The organism is Nibribacter koreensis (genome assembly GCF_039541795.1).
Taxonomy (GTDB): domain Bacteria; phylum Bacteroidota; class Bacteroidia; order Cytophagales; family Hymenobacteraceae; genus Nibribacter; species Nibribacter koreensis.
The window spans coordinates 162,353-184,683 of sequence record NZ_BAABGX010000002.1 but is presented as its reverse complement, the minus strand read 5'-3'; the positions used below and the strand labels follow the sequence as shown (position 1 = coordinate 184,683).

The following is a 22,331-nucleotide window of genomic DNA, read 5'->3' as shown; positions in this document are numbered from 1 at the left end:
ACCCACATGGATAACAAAACAAAAAACAACCTGCTTTTGGCGGGTGCCAGCCTTGGCGGCCTTTACTTGTTGCGCTCCCTGCGCCGTAAAAAACGCGAGTTCTCCTTTACAGACAGAACCGTTTTGATAACCGGCGGCAGCAGGGGACTAGGCTTGGTCTTGGCCAGAATGTTTGCCGAGCAGGGAGCCAGAATTGCCATTTGCTCGCGCACGCAAGACCAACTGGACAAGGCCTGCGCCGAGTTGCGTGAAGGCGGTGCCGCCGTGCTGGGCTTTAACTGCGACGTGAGCGACCGGGACCAGGTAAGTGCCATGGTCTCTGAGATAAAACAGAAACTGGGTCCGGTAGAAGTGCTCATCAACAATGCGGGCGTCATTTCTGCGGGGCCTTTAGAGGAAATGGACGTGCCCGACTTTGAAGAGGCCATGAACATCCATTACTGGGCAGCGCTCTATACCATGCTAGAAGTAGTACCTGACATGAAAGCCCGCGGCGAGGGCCGAATTGTCAACATCGCCTCCATTGGCGGCAAGGTGAGCGTGCCGCACCTGGTGCCTTACAGCGGCAGCAAGTTTGCGCTGGTGGGCATGTCAGAAGGATTCAGGGCCGAGCTGTGCAAGTACGGAATTTACGTGACCACCATCAATCCGGGGCTTATGCGCACGGGCAGCGCCCGCAATGCCTTCGTGAAAGGGCAGCATGAGAAAGAGTATGCCGTATTTGCGCTCATGGACGCCAACCCCATCATCTCCCTGGCCGCCGAAGAAGCCGCGCGCAAAATCATAGATGCCGCCCGCTATGGCAAGGCCGAAGAAACCTTGGGCCTGAACGCCAAATTGATGAGCACTTTGCATGGCATGTTTCCGGGCGCCGTGACGGATTTAATGTGCGTCTTAAACAACTTCCTGCCGGGACCGGGCGGCATTGGCAAAGAACGTGTGCGGGGGTATGAAAGCGAAACGCCATTCACCCAGTCTCCCTTAACGGCCCTCAACCAGCAAGCCGCCGCCCAGAACAATGAATACTAAACGTTTTTGGCCTGTTTTCTGGAAAACAGGCCAAAAACGGCAACCTGTACTAAAATTAAAAACGGTCCAGGAACTTTAGGTGGCAGCCGGGCCTTACCTTTGTAGAAATATTTTAGTCAGAAAATTACGTGATAGAGAAGAACGTGGGTCTGCCACCCATCAGCAGTCAGGATTTTGAACAGGCCAGAATCAAACATGTGCTGTTCAAATCTAAGTTACGGGCTTTGCTGTATGGTGCTTCCATAGACCCAGAACCGGTCATTAACAATCATGCCTGTGCGCTGGGGCAATGGATACAGCAAGTGGCGTTTCCGCAGTTAGGCGACAGTCCAGAGTTGCGTCAGCTGGACTTGGTGCATGATCAATTGCATGATACCGCCCGTCACCTGTACCAGTTGTACAAGGCCGGCAGGCAGGATGAGGCCATAGAAGGATTAACCAAAGTTGAAGACCTGGCAGAGGCCTTTTTAAAGCTCCTCAGCGTCTTAGAAAAGAAAACCATCAGGTAAGTGGTTAGTATCATTACCAACAGAAAAGAGGCGCTCTAAAGGTGCCTCTTTTCTGTTGTAGCCCTTGAATTGATATAACCCTTTGCGTGATGGGTAAGTAAAAAGAGCATCGGCTTGCAGAAAGCCAATTGTTCTACCTTAAGCCAAACCATCATGCCAAATCAAAATAAACCAGTCAACGACCAAAACGGCAACAAGTCCGTTTTAAAAACCGACCAGGGCAAGCAAACCGAGCGCGACCGCGACAGCCAGAGCGACAATGACACCTACAAGCGCTCTGTGACCGGGTATGACTCCACTAAGCAAGATGAGAACTTTGACAACACGTCACGCTTCTCCTCAGAGAACTCCCTTGATGAGCGTGATACCAATGACGGTGATGCCAATCAAGAGAATAACTTCTAGTAAAAAAAAGCCTCTGGTTGAGAATCAGGGGCTTTTTTATGCCTGCCAAGGAACTAAAAAAATACTTACAGCGCGGCTTGGCCAAACATGGTTTACAGCACGTACATCAAAAATTGGCAGAGTACTTGCTATAGATACCGTACAATAAGGTTATTAGCAGAGGCGTTGAATTTTCTACCCACCTCCTCTGTTTTACAATAGATGGAAAAGCATATGAAAAAGGTTCTTTTAACAGTACTCACCAGCATGTTCCTTGCTGGTGCCGCAGTGACAAATCCGTCTGTGGCCGAGGCCAAGAAAGGATCTGTCGCGTTTGCTACCAATCCGGCAGACACCCGTGACGTGATCGCTGAGATTATTGACGTGATTGGCTTAAAGCCCCGCTTTGAGGTAAGAGCTGCCAATGTGCCCAACGCGGCCGCCACCATTATCAACGGCAAGCGCTATATTCTGTACAATGAGCGGTTCTTGAGCGCCGTGAACAATGCCGTGCGCACAGACTGGGCCGGTATTAGCATCCTGGCGCATGAGATGGGCCACCACTTGAACGGCCACACTTTGAACCAGGGCGGTAGCAATATCAATGACGAGTTAGAAGCTGATGAATTCTCTGGCTTTGTGTTGCGCAAGATGGGCGCTAGCTTAAGCGAGACGCAGGCCGCCATCAAAGTTTTGGCAGATGACCATGACAGCCGCACGCACCCGGGCAGAAGCTCGCGTTTAGCGGCCATTAACAAAGGCTGGCGCAACGCCGAAAGCCAGATTCTGGCCAGTTCCAAAGCCGGTACGCCTACCCGGGCGGTAGCGGCGCCATCAAGGTCTGCGGCCCTAGCCTCAACGCCGGCGCCAACTGCCAGAAGAGCAACCGCTTCTAGAATTAATTCTCAGCAGATTCTGCGCCAGGTAAAATTGCAGGGTGCACCAGAGGAATTGATTTACGTGACCACTGCCTACAACGTAGTGCGTGAGACCGAGGACGGCATCCAGGTGATTGGCAAAATGCAGCGTACCAACAGTCCTAACTTTCCGTACGTCTTAGAGAGCCAGTACCTGCCTTCTATCTTTGTGACCACAGATGGCTTGTTGCTGAACAAAGACGGCAAGCGAATAGGGGTTCTGACTACTTAATTTCGTTTAACAAAGTAAAATTTAAAAAGCGGGTCCTGTAAAAAGGACGCGCTTTTTTTGTGACCTATCTGAGTAGTCGTTTTTAGCCTCTTTTCTGGAAAACAAGCCAAAAACGGATAGCTGTCACGGGCAAGGAGTAGCTGGTATTGGTTTTTGCTGTATCTTCCTGTCCATGAAACAGCATACTGCATTTTCTCTAGGACTTTGGGTGGTAGGTGCCGGTCTGTGCGCCCTCAGTTTTTCTTCTTGCGCGCAAGGAGGCTATCAGGCGCCGCAGGTGTTACGCGACGTAGAAATCCTGGCCGCCGACTCTATGGGTGGCAGGCTTCCCAACACGCCGGGCCATGCCAAAGCAAAAGCTTATTTACTACAGCGCTTTAAAGAGGTAGGCATTCAGCCAATAGGCGGTAGCTACCAGCAAGCGTTTGAGTTTACCTCTAGGACCACCAGAGAGCAAGTGCCGGGCGTGAACCTGTTTGGCAAGATTGCCGGTAAGTCAGAGAAGGCCATTGTCATTACCGCGCACTATGACCACGTGGGCACCCGCAACGGCGTTGTTTTCAACGGCGCCGATGATGACGCCTCGGGCATTGGCGCGTTGCTGGCCATTGCCACCCACTATAAAACGCAAAAACCAGAACATACCTTGGTGTTTGTAGCCTTTGACGCAGAAGAGCAGGGGCTGGCGGGTTCTAAGTTCTTCGTGGACAACCTGCCTTTGGCCAAAGAGGACATTGTCTTGAACGTGAACATGGACATGCTCAGCATTTCAGCTAAGAATGAGTTGTATGCGGCGGGTACCTTTCACTACCCTTGGCTTAAGCCTATCATAGACCAAGTGAAGACGCCCGAGGGAATGACCTTGAAACAGGGCCATGACCGACCCGAGCAAGGACCTGATGATTGGACGCTGCAGAGTGACCACGGCAGCTTCCATAGAAAACAGATTCCGTTTGTATACTTTGGGGTAGAGGACCATCCGCATTACCACAAGGAATCAGATGAGTATCAGAACATTAACCACGCCTTTTACCTGAAGTCTGTAGAAACGGTAGTACGCGCCGTGCAATTACTGGATAAGCAGATTTCTTTATAAAATAATACATATTTAATAGGATAATCCCACTCAATTGTATTCTGCAAATTGGGTGGGATTATCTTGTTATATACTGTGTATCAAGGTTTTATACTGTGTTTTCTTGGATAAATAACCCTAAGTTCTTTAAATCGTTAAAGAGCATAGAGTTTTAAATCGATGTTCCACCAATTAAGAAAGCATGGTTAAGAACCACACGTATGGATTATTACTGCTCATTTTATTTCCGTTTCTAAAAGAGATTACCGGCTCTACCACGCCGGCCCCAGCCAAGCCGGTACCCGCTAGAGTTGTCTCTTTTCCTGCACCACCCGTAGTGGAAGCAGCTCCCGCTCCAGAAATCATTGAAGTAGATGCCTCTATCTATCATCCAGAGGCCGCGCAGACAGATGATTCCCCATTGATCACCGCAGATGGTTCCCGCATTAATCCCAAGAACCCCAAGAAGCACCGTTGGCTGGCATTGTCCCGCAACCTGCTTACTAGATGGGGAGGCGATTTTGATTATGGCGACTCTGTGAAGGTAACAGGTATTTCAAAAGAACTAGATGGCATATATGTAGTAAGAGATGCCATGCACCGCAGAATCAGAAACAGAGTTGACATTCTGGTGGGACCCAAAGACAAAGCCATGGGTTTCTGGCAAGACGTAGAGCTGACTAAGCTGTAATAGCAATTTCTTTTCACCTATATGCCCAACCTCTCTACAGGTTGGGTTTTTTTATGTCTTTTCTGAAAGGTGAAAAGCGCCTCTGCATTGAGGTAGAAGGGTTTTGATGCCACCAAACCAACTCCATAAGAATATAGGTTTTTCAAATTGGCATGGTTTTTCATTTAGACACAGCAAGAACGCAGGTGTTCAAAAACATGATAAATCTATACCAGATGAAAAAGATACTAGTAGCGGCATTGGCGTTGGTAGCCGGCGTAATGACCGAAGGATTTGCCCAGGACGGGGGCATGAAAGTGGGCTTTAGAGGCGGCTACGGCATGGCCGGCTGGCAAGGCGAAACCATGAAGAGCGTCAACGACATGCTGGAGTTTACAGACGGCAACGTGAAGACCAAGATGCGCCCCGGTTTTCATGGTGGCATGTATGTGAGCATACCCCTGGGTGCAGGCTTTGAGTTTGAACCGGGCGTGCAGTACGCACAAAAAGGGATGGTGCTGGAAGGGACCGTGCCCGGCAAGGCAGGTGAGTATATGAACGCCAAGGTTACCGTCACCAACAAATCAGATTACATAGAGGTGCCTTTGCTGGCCAAGCTGTACGTAGCGGGGGGCTTGAATTTGTTTGCCGGGCCGCAGGTATCCCTACTGGTGAACAACAAGCTTAACGTGAGCGCAGGGGCTTTGGGCATTTCTGCCTACAACAATGACTTTGACTGGGACATGGGGCAACGCCAGATAGACGTAGGGATGGCCGCCGGTCTGGGCTACCAGTTTGCCAATGGCTTAAACCTGAGCGGAAGCTATGACATGGGCTTAACCACCGTGGACGAGGGAGCAGATTATAAAACCTATAACCATGGCTTTAAAGGCTCCATAGGGTTTAGGTTCTAAAAAGATATAGTGAATGTGTTATAGGATAAGGTAAGAAAAGCGGCGGGCATTGCCCGCCGCTTTTCTTTATGCCTTCTTAGATTTGCTAGAAGTGCCTTTTCCGGTAGAGCCGGCAGTAGACCCGTTAGAGCCTTCCTTCTTGCCCAGACCAGACAGGTCAATGTTTTTAGTTAGGCTGGTAATACCGGCCATCAATTTATCCGTTGGTATGCGCTTGGTGATTAAACCATATACCAAAGCGGCTCCTGCGGCGGCACCCGCGGCATATAAAGCCGTCTTTAATGGCGTAAGCCCTTGGGACGAAGAACCGTTGCTGGAGTAGTCTCCTTGGTAGAAAGAATCTGGGGAAGACGAGCCACGCATCTGGTGCAGACGCTGCAAAACCTCAGAAGAAGCCTCGCGCTGGCGCAAGATAGTGCCACGCACGTCATACGGCAGTTCATGGTCTAAGGCGTCACGGTAGGCTTTCTGGGCCCACTCTTCGCCGTAGATGTTAGAACCCAAGATGGCGTCTTCATCACGGCCTGTCAAGGCAGCTTTAAAGTCCATCCACTGGCGGTACAGCTTTCCTTTAACCGTGGTGTCACGCTCTGGGGTTCCGCCGTGGCGCTGTATGATCATGTTCAATTCATTGGCAAACGCCAGACGCTGCTGAGAGAATTTGCGGTAGATGTCTCTACGCAAGTCATCTTTGGTTTCCTGGGCGGCGCGCTCATAGCCTTCCATCCCGTCATGGACAAACTCGTTGAGTTCTCTAAGAACCGCAACAATTTTTTTGTTTTCGTTTGATGGCATATTGGTGGTTTTGGTTTTCAACTCATATCAACGTGAACCAACCATGCAGGGTTAAACAAAATAGAACTATAGAGGACAAACTTAAGTGAAAAACTACTCGCAGTTGGCAAAGAACTGCAGCATTCCTTTACGGCCGCTCTCCAGCAAAGTCTGCTTGTCCTTCTCAGACAATCGCTTGATTTTAGGCCCGAAACCTGCCGTGCTCACAGACACCGTCCGGTCCCAGTCGGCGGGGGTGAGCTCATGGCGGTTCAGGTTTTCGGCCACAATACGGTAGAAGGCGTTTATGTAATCTGTGAAGGAATCAATGGAGTTGGGTGCCAGTCCTTTCCGCTCCAAGTCATAGGCAATCTGCTCTTCGTGGTCCAGGCGTATGCCAATGGTTTCTGGGTTGATGAACCTGGTTTTAGGCGTTTCTGGTGGTGCTGATGTTGAGAAATACTTAGGGTGGTCAAACACCATCAGGGGGAAGTCCATGAGCACGCCCCCGTCTACCATCACGTATGTGGCATGGTTGGGCTGGGGCGTAGGATAGACCTTGCCATTGCTGTCCATAAACACCGCCTGGAAGAACATGGGAATGGACATGGAGATACGCACCGCGTCCTTCACCCGCATGTTAGGATACGTCTCATGACTGAAAATCTCGGTGCGCTGTCTGGACAGGTTGGTGCCCGTGATGTACAAATCTCTATAGCCGTTTTTACCCGCCAACGCATGCAATTCCTGGAAGGTGAGGTCTGCATTGCCGGTACGCTTTTCTATCAGGCCAGAGATCCATTGCGTAAACTTTTCGCCGCGGTACCAGCCGTAGCGGTTGGCCATGCGCGTAAAGCCACCAATGAACAGAAACCGCCCATCTGCGAACTTCTGGATGGGTGTCTCAAAGGTTACTTTGGTGATTTCCTGCGGCGAATACCCCACGGCCAGCAGACAGGCTTGAATAGCGCCTGCCGAGGTGCCGGCAATGCGCTCAATGGGTTGCAACAATCCGCGCTTGTCCAGTTCTGCCAGTGCCCCGCCATAGGCAATGCCCCTGATGCCACCACCCTCCAGTGCCAGGTTTTTGTAGACGTGCGCGTGCGTAGTGGATTGTGCGAATGTGAAATAGGGTAGAAAACTAAGAGAAAGAAACAGGCTGAAGGAAATCCGTTTTAAGGCTATTTTCCGGAAATCAGGGCAAAAACGAAGCGGCATAAAGGGCATTCAAAAGATTGTGAGCACAAGTTACTCAATTGCTTAGGTATTCCTGAAGACTCTTCTAGTTCCTGCTATCTATTATTTAGGGAGGCCTGAAAAAGAAATGTCGTTTTTGGCCTGTTTTCCGAGAAACAGGCCAAAAACGACATTTACAAGTCTAATGTCTATCGTCTAATATCTAGATCTAGCGTCTTACAACTCAATCCACCTCAAACTCCATAGGCAAGTTAAACGGCAGTTGGCGGCGTTTGCTACGTCCGTTCAAGTCTTCCAGGAAAGTATTGAGCGTGTCCTGGTACTCCAAATGGTAATCTTCATGCAGGTGCTTTCTGATGAGCATGATGGTGCGCAACACCATGCGCGCCGTGGCTACATAAAAGGTTTTGTAGATGCTCTCAAACTGTCCTGTGAAATTGTCAAAGATGAGCTGCAACGTGTAGATGTGCAGTTCTATCTCGCCTTTGCGGTCTTTAGTAATGCGCTGGTAACGGGCAATTTCCTGGGTTACCTTTTTCATGCCGCGGCTCAAGGCCTTGCTCAAGCTTCTGCCTGAAACAGTGAACAGAATCTCATGGATGGCCTCAGAACTGCGCTCAAACACGGTCTCCTGGGTAATCTCATCCAGCAGCTCATAGGCCAGCGTGTCATAGGCTTCAGCGTCTTTGCGCACCAACCGCAGAATCAGGGCTTCCTTTTCTTTCTCACTTAGCTTTTTCACCGCCTGTTTAAACGGCGCAGAAGGTACGGGCATGCTATTAATTAAAAATTGATAATTAAGAATTAATAATTGGGAAAGCCTCTGATAAATAGGCTTCGCTCAAATCTTTAGCAAAAGTACGGGTTTGTTAGCAATTGCGTTCATAGTGGCTTGGTAATGAGGCGAAATTCTTGCAAATGGTGGTTGGTATTATTTTCTAGAATTCCAATTGGCTAATTCCTTTAAGGAGTTAAAAGAAGTCTTAGGTCTTAAATCTTACATCTTGTGTCTGTCAAAATAAGAAGTCTTGCGTCTTACATCTTGTGTCTTGCGTCTGATAACTCGTAATTTGGGACGTCAACAAAAAGGAACTATGAGCCATACAGATAGATTAGCCGGCATACGGCAACAGATGCAGGAGCAGGGCGTGAGTGCGTATATCATCCCCTCGGCGGACCCGCACATGAGTGAGTATCTACCCGACTATTACAAGGGCATTTACTTCGCCTCGGGCTTTACCGGTTCTGCCGGTACGCTCGTGATTACGCCAGACTTTGCCGGCCTTTGGACCGATGCCCGTTATTTTGAGCAAGCCGAAGAACAGTTGGCTGGTTCTGGTTTTGAGCTGGTGAAACTGAAAGTGCAGCACAGCCCCGAGTACATTCAATGGCTGGCCAGCCGCCTGAAGAAAGGGGAGACCGTGGCGTTTGACGGAAGGCTGATGTCTTTGCAATTGGCCCAGCTTCTGCAACAGCAACTAGGCAGTCGCGGCATTCAGTTAGCCGGACAGCATGATTTCCTGAACGCCGTCTGGGCTGACAGACCATCCTTGCCTACGGCGCCGGCTTTTTTGCTGGATGAGAAAATCACCGGCAAGTCTGCAGAGGAAAAGCTACAGGAGGTGCGTTCAGCGCTGAAAGCGGCCGGGGCCGACTTCCATTTAATCTCTTCCCTGGATGACATTGCCTGGCTCTTTAACCTCCGCGGCAGTGACGTGAAAGCCAATCCGGTGGTACTGAGCTTCGCGCTGATAAGCCAGGACAAGGCCATTCTCTTTATTGATGCCGCTAAACTCACGGACCAGGACAAAGCACGTTTAGAGAAAGCGGGCGTGACCTTGCAGGCCTACGACGCGGTGGCCAACGTCCTAAGCCAACTACCTGCTTCTGCTACTATCTTCCTGGACCCGAAACGTACCTGCCAGGCCTTGTTTGAACAAGTGCCTACCCACATGGGCGTGGTGCAGGACACTAACCCAAGCACAGTCTTAAAGGCGGTGAAGAACGAAGTAGAGGCGGCCAACACCAGAATCACTATGGTGAAAGATGGCGTAGCCTTGACCCGTTTCTTTAAATGGCTGGAAGAGAACCTGGGCAAACTAGAAATCACCGAAATCTCTTTGGCCGACCAACTACGCGCTTTCAGAGCAGAGCAGGACGGCTTTGTGGGTGAAAGCTTTGACACCATTGCGGGCTACCGCGAGCACGGCGCCTTGCCGCATTACAAAGCCACCCCAGAAAGCGACGTGCCGCTCAAAGCCGAAGGATTGTTCCTCTTGGACTCGGGCGGGCAGTACCAGACGGGTACCACAGACATTACCCGCGTCATCTCCTTGGGCAAACTCACCGAAGAAGAGAAAACCGACTATACACTAGTCCTTAAAGGCATGATTGACGGCTCTACGGCCCGCTTCCCGAAGGGCACGCGCGGCTACCAGATTGACGCCATCACCCGCAAGCCGCTCTGGGACCACGCCCGCAACTACGGCCACGGCACCGGCCACGGCGTAGGCTTCTTCCTGAACGTGCACGAAGGCCCGCATGTCTTCAACGCCACCCCTACGCCCATTGACATTGAACTGGGCATGATTACCTCAGTAGAGCCCGGCATTTACCGTCCGGGCCGCTATGGCATTAGAATAGAGAACCTAGTCTTAACGGTGGCAGACGAAGTAAACGAGTTTGCCGAGTTCTACACCTTTGAGACCTTGACCCAGTTCCTGATTGACACGGCCCCGGTGAACAAAGACTTGCTGGAGCCGCATCACATTCAATGGCTCAACTCTTATAACCAAGGCGTGGTGGAGAAGCTGGGACCACATTTAAGCGCAGAGGAATTAGCCTGGCTGAAAGAAAAAGCGAAGGCTATTTAATTCTGAAATCAAAAAAGAAATGGAACGTCCAATCTTTTACTTCAAGAACTTTACTCCTTGGGATAAAGTCACCTTGCTTCTTTATCTCTTTTTGTCTTTGGGCCTCTATCTTCTTTACGCTAATGCAGAGTCGATTGACCTAAAAAAGGACGTACTTGCTTGGTACCCGCTTGGTACACATATGTTCTTCTATTTTGTTAATTACAAGTCTCTTAGGAATCTATCAGTCTATAGTATCTGGTTCTTCTTCGGGTTAATTCACTTTTATATATATATCTGCAGTTAATCACTGACCCATTATTTGAAGGAGCAAAAGTTCATTATGCTACTGGCCTCAGAAATACAGTGCTTTTGCTTTTGGTATTCCAGTTTTTGAGAGTTATCAGTGCAGTGGTTCAAGGACAAGAGTTGGTTTGCCCCAGTAAAAGTAGAACAGACCTATTTGAGGAGCGGAATGTGAATATGGTAGACTTTGCGCTTTTTGCCGTTTACCTGTTCTGTGTAGTTGCCTTGGAGCTTAACTTTCAGTTTCATAAATAAGCTAAAGACGATACTGATCGCCATCCATATTTTAGGCAAAATGTAATCAACGGATTTTTGTTTAATCAATCTTATTGAGAGAAGAGCGGTAGGTATCTGCCGCTCTTTTCGTTTTTGGCCTGTTTTCCAGAAACCAGGCCAAAAGCGGTGGCGGTAAAAAAATATAGTTGTCAATTTTTCGGTTGTGGAGGAGAGGCAGATGCGCTTGTTTTGTAGCATAAACCACTACGCTATGAGCCACTATACCACCTTCTTACAGCTTCATCAACAAGCAGAACCTTTCCTGCTGGGTAACGCCTGGAACGTCTCCAGTGCGCAGGCCCTAGAGAAAGCCGGCTATAAAGCCATTGGCACCTCCAGCGCCGCCATTGCCCATTCCTTGGGTTATCAAGACGGAGAGCAAATGCCCTTCTCTGAGTTGGTTTTCATGGTGTCCAGAATAGTGCAGAGCGTACGCCTGCCAGTGTCTGTGGACATTGAAACCGGCTACGCAGAAACCGCCGAAGAGATTGCAGAGAACATTGCCCAGTTGCACCAACTTGGGGTGGTAGGCATCAATTTGGAAGACTCAACGGTGGCTGGTGATAGAACTTTGCAATCTGCAGAAAGCTTTGCCCAGAAATTAAAACAGGTGAAGCAGTTGTTGATCGAAAAACAACTGCAGATGTTCCTCAACATCCGGACGGATGCGTTTTTGCTGGGCTTGGATGACGCCTTGCCCGAAACGATTTACCGCATTGGCCTTTACCAAGCCGCCGGCGCTGATGGTATTTTTGTGCCGGGGGTAGTGCAGGCAAGAGATATTGCGCAGATTACCGCTTTTACTTCGCTCCCCGTGAATGTGATGAGCCTACCTGGTTTGGCGTCTTTTGAGGAGTTGCAGAAAGCGGACGTGAAACGAATCAGCATGGGCAACTTCGGGCACCAGGCGGTGTACCGTCACCTAGAGAACCAGATGCAGGCTATTGAAACTACCAAGTCTTTCTCATCTTTGTATTGATATGGAAACCGCGCATCCACCTACCCCAGACGAAATCTTCTACCAGGCCCTGGTGACCAAGGACGTCAGTTATGAAGGGACGTTCATTGCGGGCGTAAAAACCACGGGCATCTTCTGCCGGCCTACCTGCACCGCGCGCAAACCCAAACGCGAGAACGTGGAATTCTTCAAGACCACCAAAGAAGCCATCTTGCACGGGTACCGGCCTTGTAAGGTATGCTCGCCGCTGGAGAAGATGGGGGAGACGCCGGCGTATATTCAAGAGATTCTGCAGGAAATCAGCCGTGACCCGTCGGTCAAGTTCAAGGATTGGGATTTGGAGCAACGCGGCATTGAGCCCAGCAAGATTCGGCGGTGGTTTCTGAAGAACCACGGCATCACGTTCCATGCCTACCAGCGCATGTGCCGCATCAACTCGGCGTTCAAGAAAATACAGAGCGGCGAGGCAGTGACGGCCGTGGCCTTCGACTCGGGCTATGACTCCTTGAGCGGCTTTACAGATTCTTTTAAGTCTATTTTTGGCGTGGCTCCGTCGCTCAGCAAAGAGCAGCGCATCATTCACCTCACCCGCTTACAGACGCCTTTGGGCACCATGTACGCCTGCGCCGTGGAAGAAGGCATCTGCCTACTAGAATTCACCGACCGCCGCATGTTAGAAACTGAATTCAAGGCACTAACCAAGCTTTTAAACGGTACTCTGGTGCAAGGCGAAAGTCCCTATTTTGCGCAACTGAACCAAGAACTGGAAGAGTATTTCTCAGGCCACCGGCAAACCTTCACCGTTCCGTTGGTTACCCCGGGTACGGCCTTTCAGAATCAGGTATGGCAGGTGTTACAGGAAATCCCGTACGGGACCACTCGCTCCTATAAACAGCAGTCCATCGCCTTGAACAACCTAGGCGCCATTAGGGCAGTAGCGCAGGCCAACGGCATGAACCGCATCTCCATCTTAATCCCCTGTCATCGCGTCATTGGGGAAGACGGCAGCCTGACGGGTTACGGCGGCGGCTTATGGCGCAAGAAATGGCTGTTGGATTTGGAGCGGGAGCATAGCCCGGTTGAAATGAAGGCAGGTCAACAGACAGCTTTGTTTTAAATCTGAGCGCTAATAAAAACGGTTCGGGCTGACTCTAGGGTAGAGGCAGCCCGAACCGTTTTTGGCTTGTTTTCAGCAAAAGAAGCTAAAAGCCGTTCCTACTTAAATCTGAACTTTCAGCTCTCCTAAATAAGACTATCCCTCATTGTCATCCTGAAAGGACCTTGTGGGCAAACTAGATATACGCAGGCTATGAAACCGTACTTTACATTCGTAATAACGGAGTTTGGCTTTTCATTTTTAGCAAACGCATTTACAACTTGCCCACAAGGTCCTTTCAGGATAACAAAAGGGAATGAGAAGAGGACTTCTTACCTAAGTATTTGATTTACTTTTTCGGCATGTATTTGTCACGCACGGCTTTGAACTCAGAACCGGCTTTCCATTGCGGCCATTCATTGGAGAAGGCCAGCCGTCTGCCCAACTGGTAGAGAAGCTGCAGGTCTGCTACGGCGCCGTCCATCTTGAAGGCCTCGTTGACCTGGTCGTTGGGCTTGTGGTAGATGTTGGCGGTGAAGTCTTCCAGCAGTTGTTTGCCTTTCTCTTTGCCTAAAGCAATATGGTCGGTGCCCATGCCGGTGAACAAGGCCGGTACCCCTGTCCTGGCGAAGTTGAAGTGGTCAGAGCGGTAGTACAGGCCGGCCTCGGGCTTAGGGTCGCGGGCAATGTAACGGCCTGCTTTTTTGGCTTCCTCGGCTAGCATCTCTTCCAACTCAGACTGACCCATGCCAATCAATACAATGTCTTTGGTGGCACCGTAAGGATTGAGCATGTCCATGTTCAGGTTGGCCACGGTTTTCTCCTTGGCAAACACGGGGTTGTCTGCATAATGCGCCGACCCCAGCAAGCCTTGCTCCTCAGCGGTCACCGACAGGAACACCACGGTTCTGTCAGGCTGTTGTCCACTGGCTTTGAACGCCTTGGCTACAGCTAACAAACCAGCGGTTCCGCTGGCGTTGTCGGCGGCGCCGTTGTAGATGCTGTCGTTCTGCGCGTCCTTTTTGCCAATGCCCAGGTGGTCCCAGTGCGCCGAGTAGACGATGGCCTCCTCAGGACGTTTCTCGCCGGTAATCTTGGCGATAAAGTTGTAGGACTTGTCATACTTGGCTTTGGCCTGTAACGATGTGCTTACGGTCAACCCCAAAGGTCCGCCTTTGAAACCAGGCTTGGCGGCGCGAGACAGCTCTGTTTGGTAGTTTTTACCGGCGGCGGCAAACAGCTTCTCGGCGACCGGCGTGGTAATCCAGCCTTCCATGGCGTTGCGGTGCACGTCTTTGCCTTTGGGCGCGAGGTAGAACTTAGAGGTGTTCCAGTTGTTCTGCACAATCTTGAAACCGTAGCCGGCGGGTTCATCGGCGTGCACAATCAGGCAACCTTTGGCGCCTTGGCGGGCGGCCTCTTCCAGCTTGTAAGTCCAGCGGCCGTAGTAGGTCATGGTCTTGCCCTTGAAGAAGGTAGTGTCTTGAGAGTAGAAGCCCGGGTCACTCACGATTACCACGGCAATCTTGTCTTTCACGTCCAGGCCGGCGTAGTCGTTCCACTTGTACTCGGGCGCCACAATCCCAAAGCCTGCAAACACCAGTTCGGTGTCTTTGATGGTCACGTTCGCATCGGGGCGTCTGGCCCACACCACATAGTCTTCCAAGCCTTTCAAGGTCATGGTTTGCTTGCCTTTCACGGTCATTGTAGGTGCCGCGGTAGAAGTGATCTCTACCATGGGCACTTCTTGCAAGAAACTGTCGCCGTTGCCCGGTTCCAGTCCTAGCGCATTGGCTTCTTTCTCCAGGTAGGCCAGGGTTTTCTTCTCGCCGTTGGTGAAAGGCTTGCGGCCTTCCATGTCATCAGCGGCAATGGCAGTCACGTAGGTTTTGTAGCTGTCAAGGGTCACCTCTGATCCAGCAGTCTCTGCGGTAGCGGTGGTGGAAGTGGTTTCCTTGGTGCCACCGGATTGGCAACCCGCCAAAAGCCCCAGGCTCAAGGGAATGGCCCAGAAGTATGTGCGTTTCATCATAGTTTATTTGTTTGGGGGGGTGTAGTTCTTATTTGGAAAAATAGACATTAATCTTCAATGTAAAAATCTTATGCAGAGATACATGGTCATTCGTTTTTGGCTTATTTTATCCAAAACAGTCCAAAAACGGAAAGTAAGAGTTGGAATGCCTTGCAATAAAAAAGGGCTTCCGCTTGAAAGCAGAAGCCCTTTAAAAAAGCAGATTGTCTACTTACCGAAGGGTATTTTGAACATCCTGGGTGTTGATGAATTCTCGGTTTTGAAGATTGCTCAAATCATCTAAATCATCGGTCTTATAGTTGGATGGTTTCACCCCATTCTTTTTGGAATTGCTGTTGACCAAGGCCAACACGGCGGCCCCGGCGGCTAAGGCCAGAACGCCCGCTTTTACTGGGTTGGTTTTGGCACGGGTGTACAGGCTGGTTTTCATGACGTAGCCCTTGTGATGACCGCGTACTTCGCCGGCAGTAGAAGGTTGGTGCAAGGAGCCGTTTCTGTTGGTGACCGGCCCGTCTTCTAACTGCGCCTCTGACATCATCTTGGCACTCACCCAGTCCATCAATCCCGGGAAGCGCTTGTTCAAGGCACTCATCACTTTGGCACCGCCGCCTACCATGATATCACGGTGCGGATGGGTTGCCGCCTCCAAAATGGCGTTGGCTACTTCTTCTGGGGTATAAACCGGCGGCGGAAGCGTCTGTGCTTTGTTGGTATAATTCTTAGCGTGCTCTGGGTAAGGCGTATCAATACCGGCGGGCTTGATAAGCGTCACTGACACCGGGGCTTCGTCTTCCATCAATTCAATGCGCAGGGCATCTGTAAAACCTTTCACGGCGTGTTTGCTGGCCGCGTACATGCCTTGCAACGGAATAGACACGTCAGACACCTCACTGCCCACGTTGATGATGGCGCCTCCTTTGTTCCTCAGGTGACGGGCGGCAGCCAAAGAACCATACACTACGCCCCAAAAGTTAGTGTCAAACAAGCGGCGGTTGTCTTCATCGGTGACCTCGTCCAGGCGGCCGTAGATGGAAACCCCGGCATCGTTCACCCAAGTGTCAAACCCTCCAAACTCTCGCATGGCCACGTCCACTATCCATTGCACCTCTTCCTGTCTACCCACGTCTGCCACGCAGTGACGCGCCTCTCCGCCGGCATTCCTAATCTCCCGCTCAATCTGCTCCAGGGCTTCGCGGTTACGGGCGGCCAATACTACCTTGGCGCCTTGCTTGACCGCAGATTTAGCAGTAGCCAAGCCAATGCCGCTAGAGGCACCCGTGATGACGATAACTTGATTCTTTAATGGCTTTAATGAAATTCCCATGCTTCTAAAATTAAATGAGTACTCAAATTCAAGTGTTTACCCCATTTCTTACGCGGGCGAATTTCAATTGATACAGAAAAAATGCAAGCTGCACTAAGTTAATTAGATGCCATTTAGCCTATATAGCAAGTCTGATTTTCTTGAGAATCTGGTTTGAGAATCATTAATAAAGCCGAGATAAAATGGCGTTCCATGGCGTATGCGTCCGCTTGTGTCCGCGCGCATTGTTAATCTGGAATGCGCGCGGACACAAGCGGACGCTTGCGACATGGGATGATAAAAAAAGAAGCGCTCCTAAAGTAGAAGCGCCTCTTTCAATACAGCCTGTTTTTGTCCTGATTTCCATAGAACAGGCTAAAAATGAAGACTTATTTCAAATGCAGGTCAAAATACTCGGTGACTTTCTTGTAGAGGTGCACACGGTCTTTGCCGCCCACGTTATGCGGATGGCCAGGGTACACGAAGTAGTCTAATAAAACACCTTCATCCACGGCCTTTTTCAAGAAGGCTTGGCTGTGTTGCCACACCACCACGTCATCCACAGTGCCATGAATCATGAGCAGTTTGCCTTTCAGGTTTTTGACGTGGTTGAGTAGGTTGGCGTTTTTGTAGCCTTCGGGGTTTTCCTGCGGAGTATCCATGTAGCGCTCGGTGTACATCACTTCATAGAAACTCCAGTCAATCACCGGGCCGCCGGCTACGCCTACTTTAAACACATCAGGTTGCTTGAGCATCAAAGAAGTGGTCATGAAGCCGCCGTAGCTCCAGCCATGTACGCCTAATCGGTTGTGGTCTACATATGGTAGTGACTTGAGGTATTCTACGCCTTTCATCTGGTCGCTTACTTCGGCTACACCCGCATTGCGGAAGATGGCTTGCTCAAAGGCACGGCCTCTGTCAGCGGAGCCGCGGTTGTCTAGTGTGAACACGATGTAGCCTTTCTGAGCCATGTGCTGCATCCAGAGGTTAGAACCGCCTAACCAGCTGTTGGTAATCATTTGCGCATGTGGGCCTCCGTACACATACAACACCACCGGGTATTTCTTGCTCTTGTCAAAGTTGGGCGGGGTAATCATGCGGCAGAACAAATCGGTTCCGTCTTCGGCTTTGATAGAGAAGATGGTAGTCTCACCTAGCGCGTATTCCTGCAATGGATTGGGTGCCATCAACAAGGTCTTGGCCACTTTGGCTTTGTCCGTGTCCAGGATTCTGATGGTGCGCGGCGTGGCTGGGCTGCTGTAGTTGTCAATAAAGTAAGTTGCTTTCGGGCTGAGGGTCACGTTGTGCACGCCGCTGCCCTGGGTCATGCGACTTATGCGTCCGCCAGATAATTCCACAGAGTAGAGGTGACGCTCCAGCGGGCTTTCAGCGGTGGCCGTGTAGTAGACTTCTTTGCCGTTGGGGTTGAAGCCCACAATAGTTTTGACGATGAAATCGCCTTTGGTTAATTGACGGATGAGCTTGCCGCTGGTGTTGTACAGATACAGGTGGTCGTAGCCGTCGCGCTCAGAGAACCATACAAACTGGTCTGGCTTACCCGGCACGAAGTATAGGCCGCGCTCCGGCTCAATCCACTTGTCGTTCTTCTCTTCAAACAAGGTCTTCATTAAGGCACCGGTAACGGCGTCAAACTGGTTCAGCCACATCTGGTTCTGCGCGCGGTTCACCACAGCTACATAGATGTGCTTCTCGTCAGGACTCCAAGTGATGTTGGTTAGGTACTGTTCGGCGGGCTCGCCGGTCTTCAAGAAGACGGTTTTGCCAGAGGCCACGTTGTACACGCCCACGGTCACATGGTGGCTCTTGCCGCCGGCCATGGGGTACTTGATGTTGTTGAGTTTAGCCGGCACCGCGCTGATGTCCACTAAGGGGTAGTCGGTGACCATGGTCTGGTCCATGCGGTAATAGGCCAGTCCGTTGCTGCTGGGGCTCCAGAAAATGCCCTTGGTAATCCCGAACTCCGAGCGGTGCGCCGCCTGTCCGTTCACAATGGCCTCATTGGTGTCCTGCGTGATTTGCTTGTTTTCAGCGCCGGGTTGGGAAAGGAACAGGTTGTTGCCTTTGGTGAAGGCTGCCCGCTGTTTGTTCGGCGCGAAGTCCACATTCTCCGCGGCCGCGTCCATCGCGTAGAATTTCTGCGCCGTTTTGGTTTGCAGGTTATAGCGGTACAGCTGGCCTTTTTGGTTGATGAATACCTCGTTGCTGTTCAGCCACTGCAAGCCGTTCACGGTGGAGATTTTGCTTCCGCCGGCTTTTTCCAGGGCACTGCTTACCTCTGCGGCAGACAGGATAGCCTTCGCGTTGTCCTTGATGCCACCGCGCAACAGCTGGTCGTTTTTGTCAGCAACGTAGCTATAGTCATTGGTGCCTGGCACCCACGTAAGTTGGCGCAGGTTGGCAGGGTTCAGGCTGGGGTTGAGGAAGGCGTCCTCCATGGTGAGCTGCTTGTTCTGGGCCAGCGTGGGCAGGGCCAGCAACGCGGCAAACCACAGCAAAGAAAGTTTTTTGAGTGTTGGTTGGTACATGTCTTGAGTAGAATTAATGACTGGTTTCCTCTGGTAAAGTGCCTGCGGCGTAAGAGGATAAGTATGTGCTTAATTGGTCAAAAATAAGTCCAAAGTATTGGTTTTTCAGGAACAACGGGCATTTTTTATCTGTTTTACTTTTGCTGAGGCCCACAAAGGTTGTGCTTCTTTAACTCAGGTCTAATGTGTAAATTTGCGTTATGGACATTTTAACTGAAATTCTGGAGCAGGAAGACGTACTGGTGTTGGAGGAAGAAACCACCGACCTACGTGAACTGGTGGTGTTCAATGACGACGTCAACACGTTTGACCACGTCATCAACACCTTGGTGCAGGTGTGCCGCCACTCGCAGGAGCAGGCAGAACAGTGTACCATGCTTATCCATTACAAAGGAAAGTGCACCGTCAAGCTGGGTTCTTTCACAGAGCTGCAGTCCATGTGCACGGCCATCCATGACCGGGGTATCTCAGCGGATATTGTTTAAACCTGAACTGACTGGATGAATTTTCCCTCTAAGCTGATTGAGAACGCGGTAGAGGAGCTGGCCAAGTTGCCGGGCGTTGGTAAGAAGACTGCCTTACGCCTGGTGTTGCACCTGCTCAAAGCCGAAACCGAAGATACGAAAAGCCTCTCTGAAGCCTTGGTGCGCATGCGTACGGGCATCAGGTACTGCAAGACCTGCCACAATATCTCTGACCAAGACGTGTGCGGCATCTGCGCCAACCCTTTGCGTGACCGCTCTTTGCTGTGTGTGGTGAGCGACATGCGCGATGTGATTGCCATTGAGAACACGTCACAATACAAAGGCGTGTACCATGTGCTGGGTGGCGTCATTTCCCCGTTGGAAGGCATCGGCCCCGCCGATTTGAAGATACAGTCCCTGGTGGAACGTCTGCCGTCCTCTGGTGTGAAAGAGATTATCCTGGCCCTGAGCCCGACCATGGAAGGAGACACGACTTCGTTCTATTTGACGCGCAAGCTTAAGGACTTTCCGGCCCGTATATCTAGCATTGCCCGCGGCGTGCCGGTAGGTGGGGAGCTGGAGTACACCGATGAGATTACGCTGGGCAGAAGCATCCTGGACCGGACGGCCTACAGCCAGGTCTAGGCGTTTTTCGCCTCTTTTCTAGAAAATACCGCAAAAACGATAGAAGAGCAGGAGCGCAAGTTCCTGCTTTTTTTGTGCCTTGGGAGGACGGTAGTATGGCGGCCTTTTGGTAAATTTCTGGATATTTGTTTTTTGCTAACGCCTCTGGGTTTGAAAGACCTCTCCGTCATTATTGTTAACTACAACGTCAGCTACTTTCTGGAGCAGTGTCTGCTGTCCGTAAGAAAGGCAGTAAAAGGCCTCAACGCCGAGGTCTTTGTAGTAGACAACAACTCTGTAGACGGGTCGGTGGAGATGGTGCAGCGCCGTTTCCCCGAGGTGATTCTTCTGGCCAACCAGGACAATCTGGGTTTCTCCAAGGCCAACAACCAGGCCATTAGGCAGGCGCGGGGCAAGTACGTATTGTTGCTCAACCCAGACACAGTGGTGGAGGAAGACACGTTTGTGCGCTGTTTTCAATACATGGAGCAACACCCAAAGGCCGGGGCGCTGGGCGTAAAAATGATGGACGGCGCCGGCAAGTTTCTACCCGAGTCTAAGCGCGGATTGCCTACACCGTGGGTGGCATTCAGTAAGGTGTTCGGGTTGGCGGCTATGTTTCCAAAGTCTGCGCTCTTTAATCAATACCATCTAGGCCATTTAGCGCATGATCAGACCCATGCCATAGACATCTTGGCAGGCGCTTTCATGTTCATGCGCACCGAGGCCTTGCAGAAAGTGGGCTTGCTGGACGAGACCTTCTTCATGTACGGCGAGGACATTGACCTTTCCTATAGAATCAAGCAGGGCGGCTATCAGGTTGTCTATTTCCCGGAGACGCGCATTATCCATTACAAAGGAGAAAGCACCCGCAAGACCAGCGTGAACTACGTGTTCATGTTCTACCGCGCCATGATGATCTTCGCCGAAAAGCATTTTAGCGGGCGGCAGGCACGCGTGTATTCCTTCTTGATTCGATTGGCAATCTACCTAAGGGCCTTGCTGGCCATTGTGGCCAGGGGTGTAAAGGCGTTGTTGCCTTTGTTGGCAGATGGGCTTTGCCTGGGTTTGGGTTTGTATGCTGGGGCAGAAATCCTGGACGTGTCCATGCCGGCGTTACCTTCTAAAACCTGGGTTACCTATTTTGCGGTATGGCTGGGCGCGGCGTTGTTCAGTGGGGCATATGACCCGCCCACGCGCCTGTACCGGCTGGTGCGCGGTATGCTGGTGGGCAGTATCTTGATCATGGCTTTCTCTAACGTCACTACTGCCGGTATTGAGCACAAAAAACACCTGCTGGTAGGGGTGTTAGTGGGTTTGGCAGGCATGACCAGCTGGCGTCTGTTCTGGCATTGGGCCCAGTACGGCCACTGGCGCTTCGGGGAACCGAAGGTGAAGCGCATTGCCGTGGTGGGCAGTCAGAAAGAGGTGAAGCGGGCGGCTACCTTACTCAAACAGGTGGGCGCGCATGCCCCGGTGGCTCAGTTTGAACCCCAGCATACCGCTCATGATTTGCAGCAGATCAAGGAAGTGATTCAGATTCATCGCATCAATGAAGTCATCTTCTGCGGCAAGGATTTGGCCGTCTCCCAAATTATTGAGTGGATGGTGCAGATTCATAACAGCTCGCTGGAATTCAAGATCCTGCCCGAGAACAGCGCCTACATCATAGGCAGTTCGTCTAAAAATACGCGCGGTGATTACTATGCCCTGCACATAGAAGTAAATCTGCTCAACCCGTACCATGTACGCAATAAAATGGTGCTGAACTCGCTCATGGGCATGGGCCTGCTTCTATTATCACCACTTTTGGTATGGCAGATTCCCCAGAAAAAGCAGTTTTTCAAGAACTGTCTGGCCAGCTTGGTGGGCATCTATGAATGGGTGGGCTTAAAGGCCACGGCCACCGCAGACACGCGCCCGGCTATTCTCTCGCCGGCAGACCAGGGCAAAAAAGACGTGGTCAATGAAGCTACCGCCCGCCAAATGGAAGTGGTGTACGCCAAGGACTACACCGCCTGGACAGATTTGTCTATTGTGCTGAAGAACCTGTCTCAGCTGGGCCGTTCCGTATAGCTTCGTTTTTGGCCTATTTTCCAGAAAACAGGTCAAAAACGACTTGACAAGCCATTTCTACTTGGCTGACTGCCGGGCTTTCTAAAAAGTAATCTGA

General features: G+C 51.0%; 19 protein-coding genes. 13 read left to right on the top strand and 6 right to left on the bottom strand.

The window, feature by feature from the left end:
- Positions 1-6 precede the first annotated feature (6 nt).
- The 7 genes from ABD880_RS07990 (at position 7) to ABD880_RS07960 (ending at position 5,730) form a co-directional block, all read left to right on the top strand.
- Positions 7-1,029 carry an SDR family NAD(P)-dependent oxidoreductase gene (locus tag ABD880_RS07990; protein ID WP_345164436.1) on the top strand — a complete coding sequence of 341 codons (1,023 nt, stop codon included), beginning with the start codon at positions 7-9 and terminating at the stop codon, positions 1,027-1,029.
- A 128-nt stretch (positions 1,030-1,157) separates the two neighbouring features.
- A complete protein-coding gene (locus ABD880_RS07985; protein ID WP_345164434.1) occupies positions 1,158-1,538 on the top strand; it encodes a CZB domain-containing protein in 381 nt (126 codons plus the stop codon).
- 153 nt (positions 1,539-1,691) lie between these two features.
- Complete coding sequence (locus ABD880_RS07980; RefSeq protein ID WP_345164432.1) at positions 1,692-1,943, top strand: hypothetical protein; 252 nt, start codon at positions 1,692-1,694, stop codon at positions 1,941-1,943.
- A gap of 213 nt (positions 1,944-2,156) precedes the next feature.
- Positions 2,157-3,071 (top strand): M48 family metalloprotease, encoded by a 915-nt coding sequence (locus tag ABD880_RS07975; RefSeq protein ID WP_345164430.1) that lies wholly within the window; start codon positions 2,157-2,159, stop codon positions 3,069-3,071.
- A gap of 172 nt (positions 3,072-3,243) precedes the next feature.
- Positions 3,244-4,167 carry a M28 family peptidase gene (locus tag ABD880_RS07970; protein WP_345164428.1) on the top strand — a complete coding sequence of 308 codons (924 nt, stop codon included), beginning with the start codon at positions 3,244-3,246 and terminating at the stop codon, positions 4,165-4,167.
- 181 nt (positions 4,168-4,348) lie between these two features.
- The gene (locus ABD880_RS07965; RefSeq protein WP_066509424.1) at positions 4,349-4,837 is read left to right on the top strand and encodes an RlpA-like double-psi beta-barrel domain-containing protein; all 489 of its coding nucleotides are present in this window, start codon (positions 4,349-4,351) and stop codon (positions 4,835-4,837) included.
- Between the two features lie 215 nt (positions 4,838-5,052).
- Complete coding sequence (locus ABD880_RS07960; RefSeq protein ID WP_345164426.1) at positions 5,053-5,730, top strand: porin family protein; 678 nt, start codon at positions 5,053-5,055, stop codon at positions 5,728-5,730.
- A gap of 66 nt (positions 5,731-5,796) precedes the next feature.
- Here ABD880_RS07960 and ABD880_RS07955 read toward each other — a convergent pair whose 3' ends face one another.
- The 3 genes from ABD880_RS07955 to ABD880_RS07945 all read right to left on the bottom strand — a co-directional run bounded on the left by ABD880_RS07955 (position 5,797) and on the right by ABD880_RS07945 (position 8,476).
- The gene (locus ABD880_RS07955) at positions 5,797-6,525 is read right to left on the bottom strand and encodes a ferritin-like domain-containing protein (RefSeq protein WP_345164424.1); all 729 of its coding nucleotides are present in this window, start codon (positions 6,523-6,525) and stop codon (positions 5,797-5,799) included.
- A gap of 93 nt (positions 6,526-6,618) precedes the next feature.
- Positions 6,619-7,722, bottom strand: coding sequence for a patatin-like phospholipase family protein (locus tag ABD880_RS07950; RefSeq protein WP_345164423.1), 1,104 nt, complete (start codon positions 7,720-7,722; stop codon positions 6,619-6,621).
- Positions 7,723-7,924: 202 nt separating this feature from the next.
- The gene (locus tag ABD880_RS07945) at positions 7,925-8,476 is read right to left on the bottom strand and encodes a hypothetical protein (RefSeq protein ID WP_345164422.1); all 552 of its coding nucleotides are present in this window, start codon (positions 8,474-8,476) and stop codon (positions 7,925-7,927) included.
- Between the two features lie 319 nt (positions 8,477-8,795).
- On the opposite strand from ABD880_RS07945, the gene ABD880_RS07940 reads away from it, so the two are divergent.
- The 3 genes from ABD880_RS07940 (at position 8,796) to ABD880_RS07930 (ending at position 13,210) form a co-directional block, all read left to right on the top strand.
- The gene (locus tag ABD880_RS07940; protein WP_345164420.1) at positions 8,796-10,574 is read left to right on the top strand and encodes an aminopeptidase P family protein; all 1,779 of its coding nucleotides are present in this window, start codon (positions 8,796-8,798) and stop codon (positions 10,572-10,574) included.
- A gap of 772 nt (positions 10,575-11,346) precedes the next feature.
- Entirely contained in the window at positions 11,347-12,114 is a 768-nt protein-coding gene (locus tag ABD880_RS07935; protein WP_345164418.1) for an isocitrate lyase/PEP mutase family protein, read from the top strand.
- A gap of 1 nt (position 12,115) precedes the next feature.
- A complete protein-coding gene (locus ABD880_RS07930; RefSeq protein ID WP_345164417.1) occupies positions 12,116-13,210 on the top strand; it encodes a bifunctional transcriptional activator/DNA repair enzyme AdaA in 1,095 nt (364 codons plus the stop codon).
- A gap of 328 nt (positions 13,211-13,538) precedes the next feature.
- Here the strand turns inward: ABD880_RS07930 and ABD880_RS07925 are convergent, their stop codons facing one another.
- The 3 genes from ABD880_RS07925 to ABD880_RS07915 all read right to left on the bottom strand — a co-directional run bounded on the left by ABD880_RS07925 (position 13,539) and on the right by ABD880_RS07915 (position 19,070).
- The gene (locus tag ABD880_RS07925) at positions 13,539-15,221 is read right to left on the bottom strand and encodes a M28 family metallopeptidase (protein WP_345164416.1); all 1,683 of its coding nucleotides are present in this window, start codon (positions 15,219-15,221) and stop codon (positions 13,539-13,541) included.
- A gap of 211 nt (positions 15,222-15,432) precedes the next feature.
- On the bottom strand, positions 15,433-16,545 hold the full coding sequence (locus tag ABD880_RS07920) for an SDR family oxidoreductase (RefSeq protein WP_345164415.1): 1,113 nt from the start codon (positions 16,543-16,545) through the stop codon (positions 15,433-15,435).
- Between the two features lie 368 nt (positions 16,546-16,913).
- On the bottom strand, positions 16,914-19,070 hold the full coding sequence (locus ABD880_RS07915) for a S9 family peptidase (RefSeq protein ID WP_345164414.1): 2,157 nt from the start codon (positions 19,068-19,070) through the stop codon (positions 16,914-16,916).
- Between the two features lie 200 nt (positions 19,071-19,270).
- On the opposite strand from ABD880_RS07915, the gene ABD880_RS07910 reads away from it, so the two are divergent.
- The 3 genes from ABD880_RS07910 to ABD880_RS07900 all read left to right on the top strand — a co-directional run bounded on the left by ABD880_RS07910 (position 19,271) and on the right by ABD880_RS07900 (position 22,234).
- Entirely contained in the window at positions 19,271-19,555 is a 285-nt protein-coding gene (locus ABD880_RS07910; RefSeq protein ID WP_066509450.1) for an ATP-dependent Clp protease adaptor ClpS, read from the top strand.
- A 15-nt stretch (positions 19,556-19,570) separates the two neighbouring features.
- Complete coding sequence (recR, locus tag ABD880_RS07905) at positions 19,571-20,179, top strand: recombination mediator RecR (RefSeq protein ID WP_066509452.1); 609 nt, start codon at positions 19,571-19,573, stop codon at positions 20,177-20,179.
- Positions 20,180-20,329: 150 nt separating this feature from the next.
- Entirely contained in the window at positions 20,330-22,234 is a 1,905-nt protein-coding gene (locus ABD880_RS07900) for a glycosyltransferase (protein ID WP_345164411.1), read from the top strand.
- Positions 22,235-22,331 lie beyond the last annotated feature (97 nt).

Excerpts from the sequence above, each read along its gene's own strand:
- ABD880_RS07940 (WP_345164420.1), top strand. The coding sequence starts at position 8,796 with ATGAGCCATACAGATAGATTAGCCGGCATACGGCAACAGATGCAGGAG.
- ABD880_RS07945 (WP_345164422.1), bottom strand. The coding sequence starts at position 8,476 with ATGCCCGTACCTTCTGCGCCGTTTAAACAGGCGGTGAAAAAGCTAAGT.
- ABD880_RS07975 (WP_345164430.1), top strand. The coding sequence starts at position 2,157 with ATGAAAAAGGTTCTTTTAACAGTACTCACCAGCATGTTCCTTGCTGGT.
- ABD880_RS07955 (WP_345164424.1), bottom strand. The coding sequence starts at position 6,525 with ATGCCATCAAACGAAAACAAAAAAATTGTTGCGGTTCTTAGAGAACTC.
- ABD880_RS07910 (WP_066509450.1), top strand. The coding sequence starts at position 19,271 with ATGGACATTTTAACTGAAATTCTGGAGCAGGAAGACGTACTGGTGTTG.
- ABD880_RS07960 (WP_345164426.1), top strand. The coding sequence starts at position 5,053 with ATGAAAAAGATACTAGTAGCGGCATTGGCGTTGGTAGCCGGCGTAATG.
- ABD880_RS07950 (WP_345164423.1), bottom strand. The coding sequence starts at position 7,722 with ATGCCGCTTCGTTTTTGCCCTGATTTCCGGAAAATAGCCTTAAAACGG.
- ABD880_RS07920 (WP_345164415.1), bottom strand. The coding sequence starts at position 16,545 with ATGGGAATTTCATTAAAGCCATTAAAGAATCAAGTTATCGTCATCACG.
- recR (WP_066509452.1), top strand. The coding sequence starts at position 19,571 with ATGAATTTTCCCTCTAAGCTGATTGAGAACGCGGTAGAGGAGCTGGCC.
- ABD880_RS07990 (WP_345164436.1), top strand. The coding sequence starts at position 7 with ATGGATAACAAAACAAAAAACAACCTGCTTTTGGCGGGTGCCAGCCTT.
- ABD880_RS07915 (WP_345164414.1), bottom strand. The coding sequence starts at position 19,070 with ATGTACCAACCAACACTCAAAAAACTTTCTTTGCTGTGGTTTGCCGCG.
- ABD880_RS07965 (WP_066509424.1), top strand. The coding sequence starts at position 4,349 with ATGGTTAAGAACCACACGTATGGATTATTACTGCTCATTTTATTTCCG.
- ABD880_RS07980 (WP_345164432.1), top strand. The coding sequence starts at position 1,692 with ATGCCAAATCAAAATAAACCAGTCAACGACCAAAACGGCAACAAGTCC.
- ABD880_RS07970 (WP_345164428.1), top strand. The coding sequence starts at position 3,244 with ATGAAACAGCATACTGCATTTTCTCTAGGACTTTGGGTGGTAGGTGCC.
- ABD880_RS07935 (WP_345164418.1), top strand. The coding sequence starts at position 11,347 with ATGAGCCACTATACCACCTTCTTACAGCTTCATCAACAAGCAGAACCT.
- ABD880_RS07930 (WP_345164417.1), top strand. The coding sequence starts at position 12,116 with ATGGAAACCGCGCATCCACCTACCCCAGACGAAATCTTCTACCAGGCC.
- ABD880_RS07925 (WP_345164416.1), bottom strand. The coding sequence starts at position 15,221 with ATGATGAAACGCACATACTTCTGGGCCATTCCCTTGAGCCTGGGGCTT.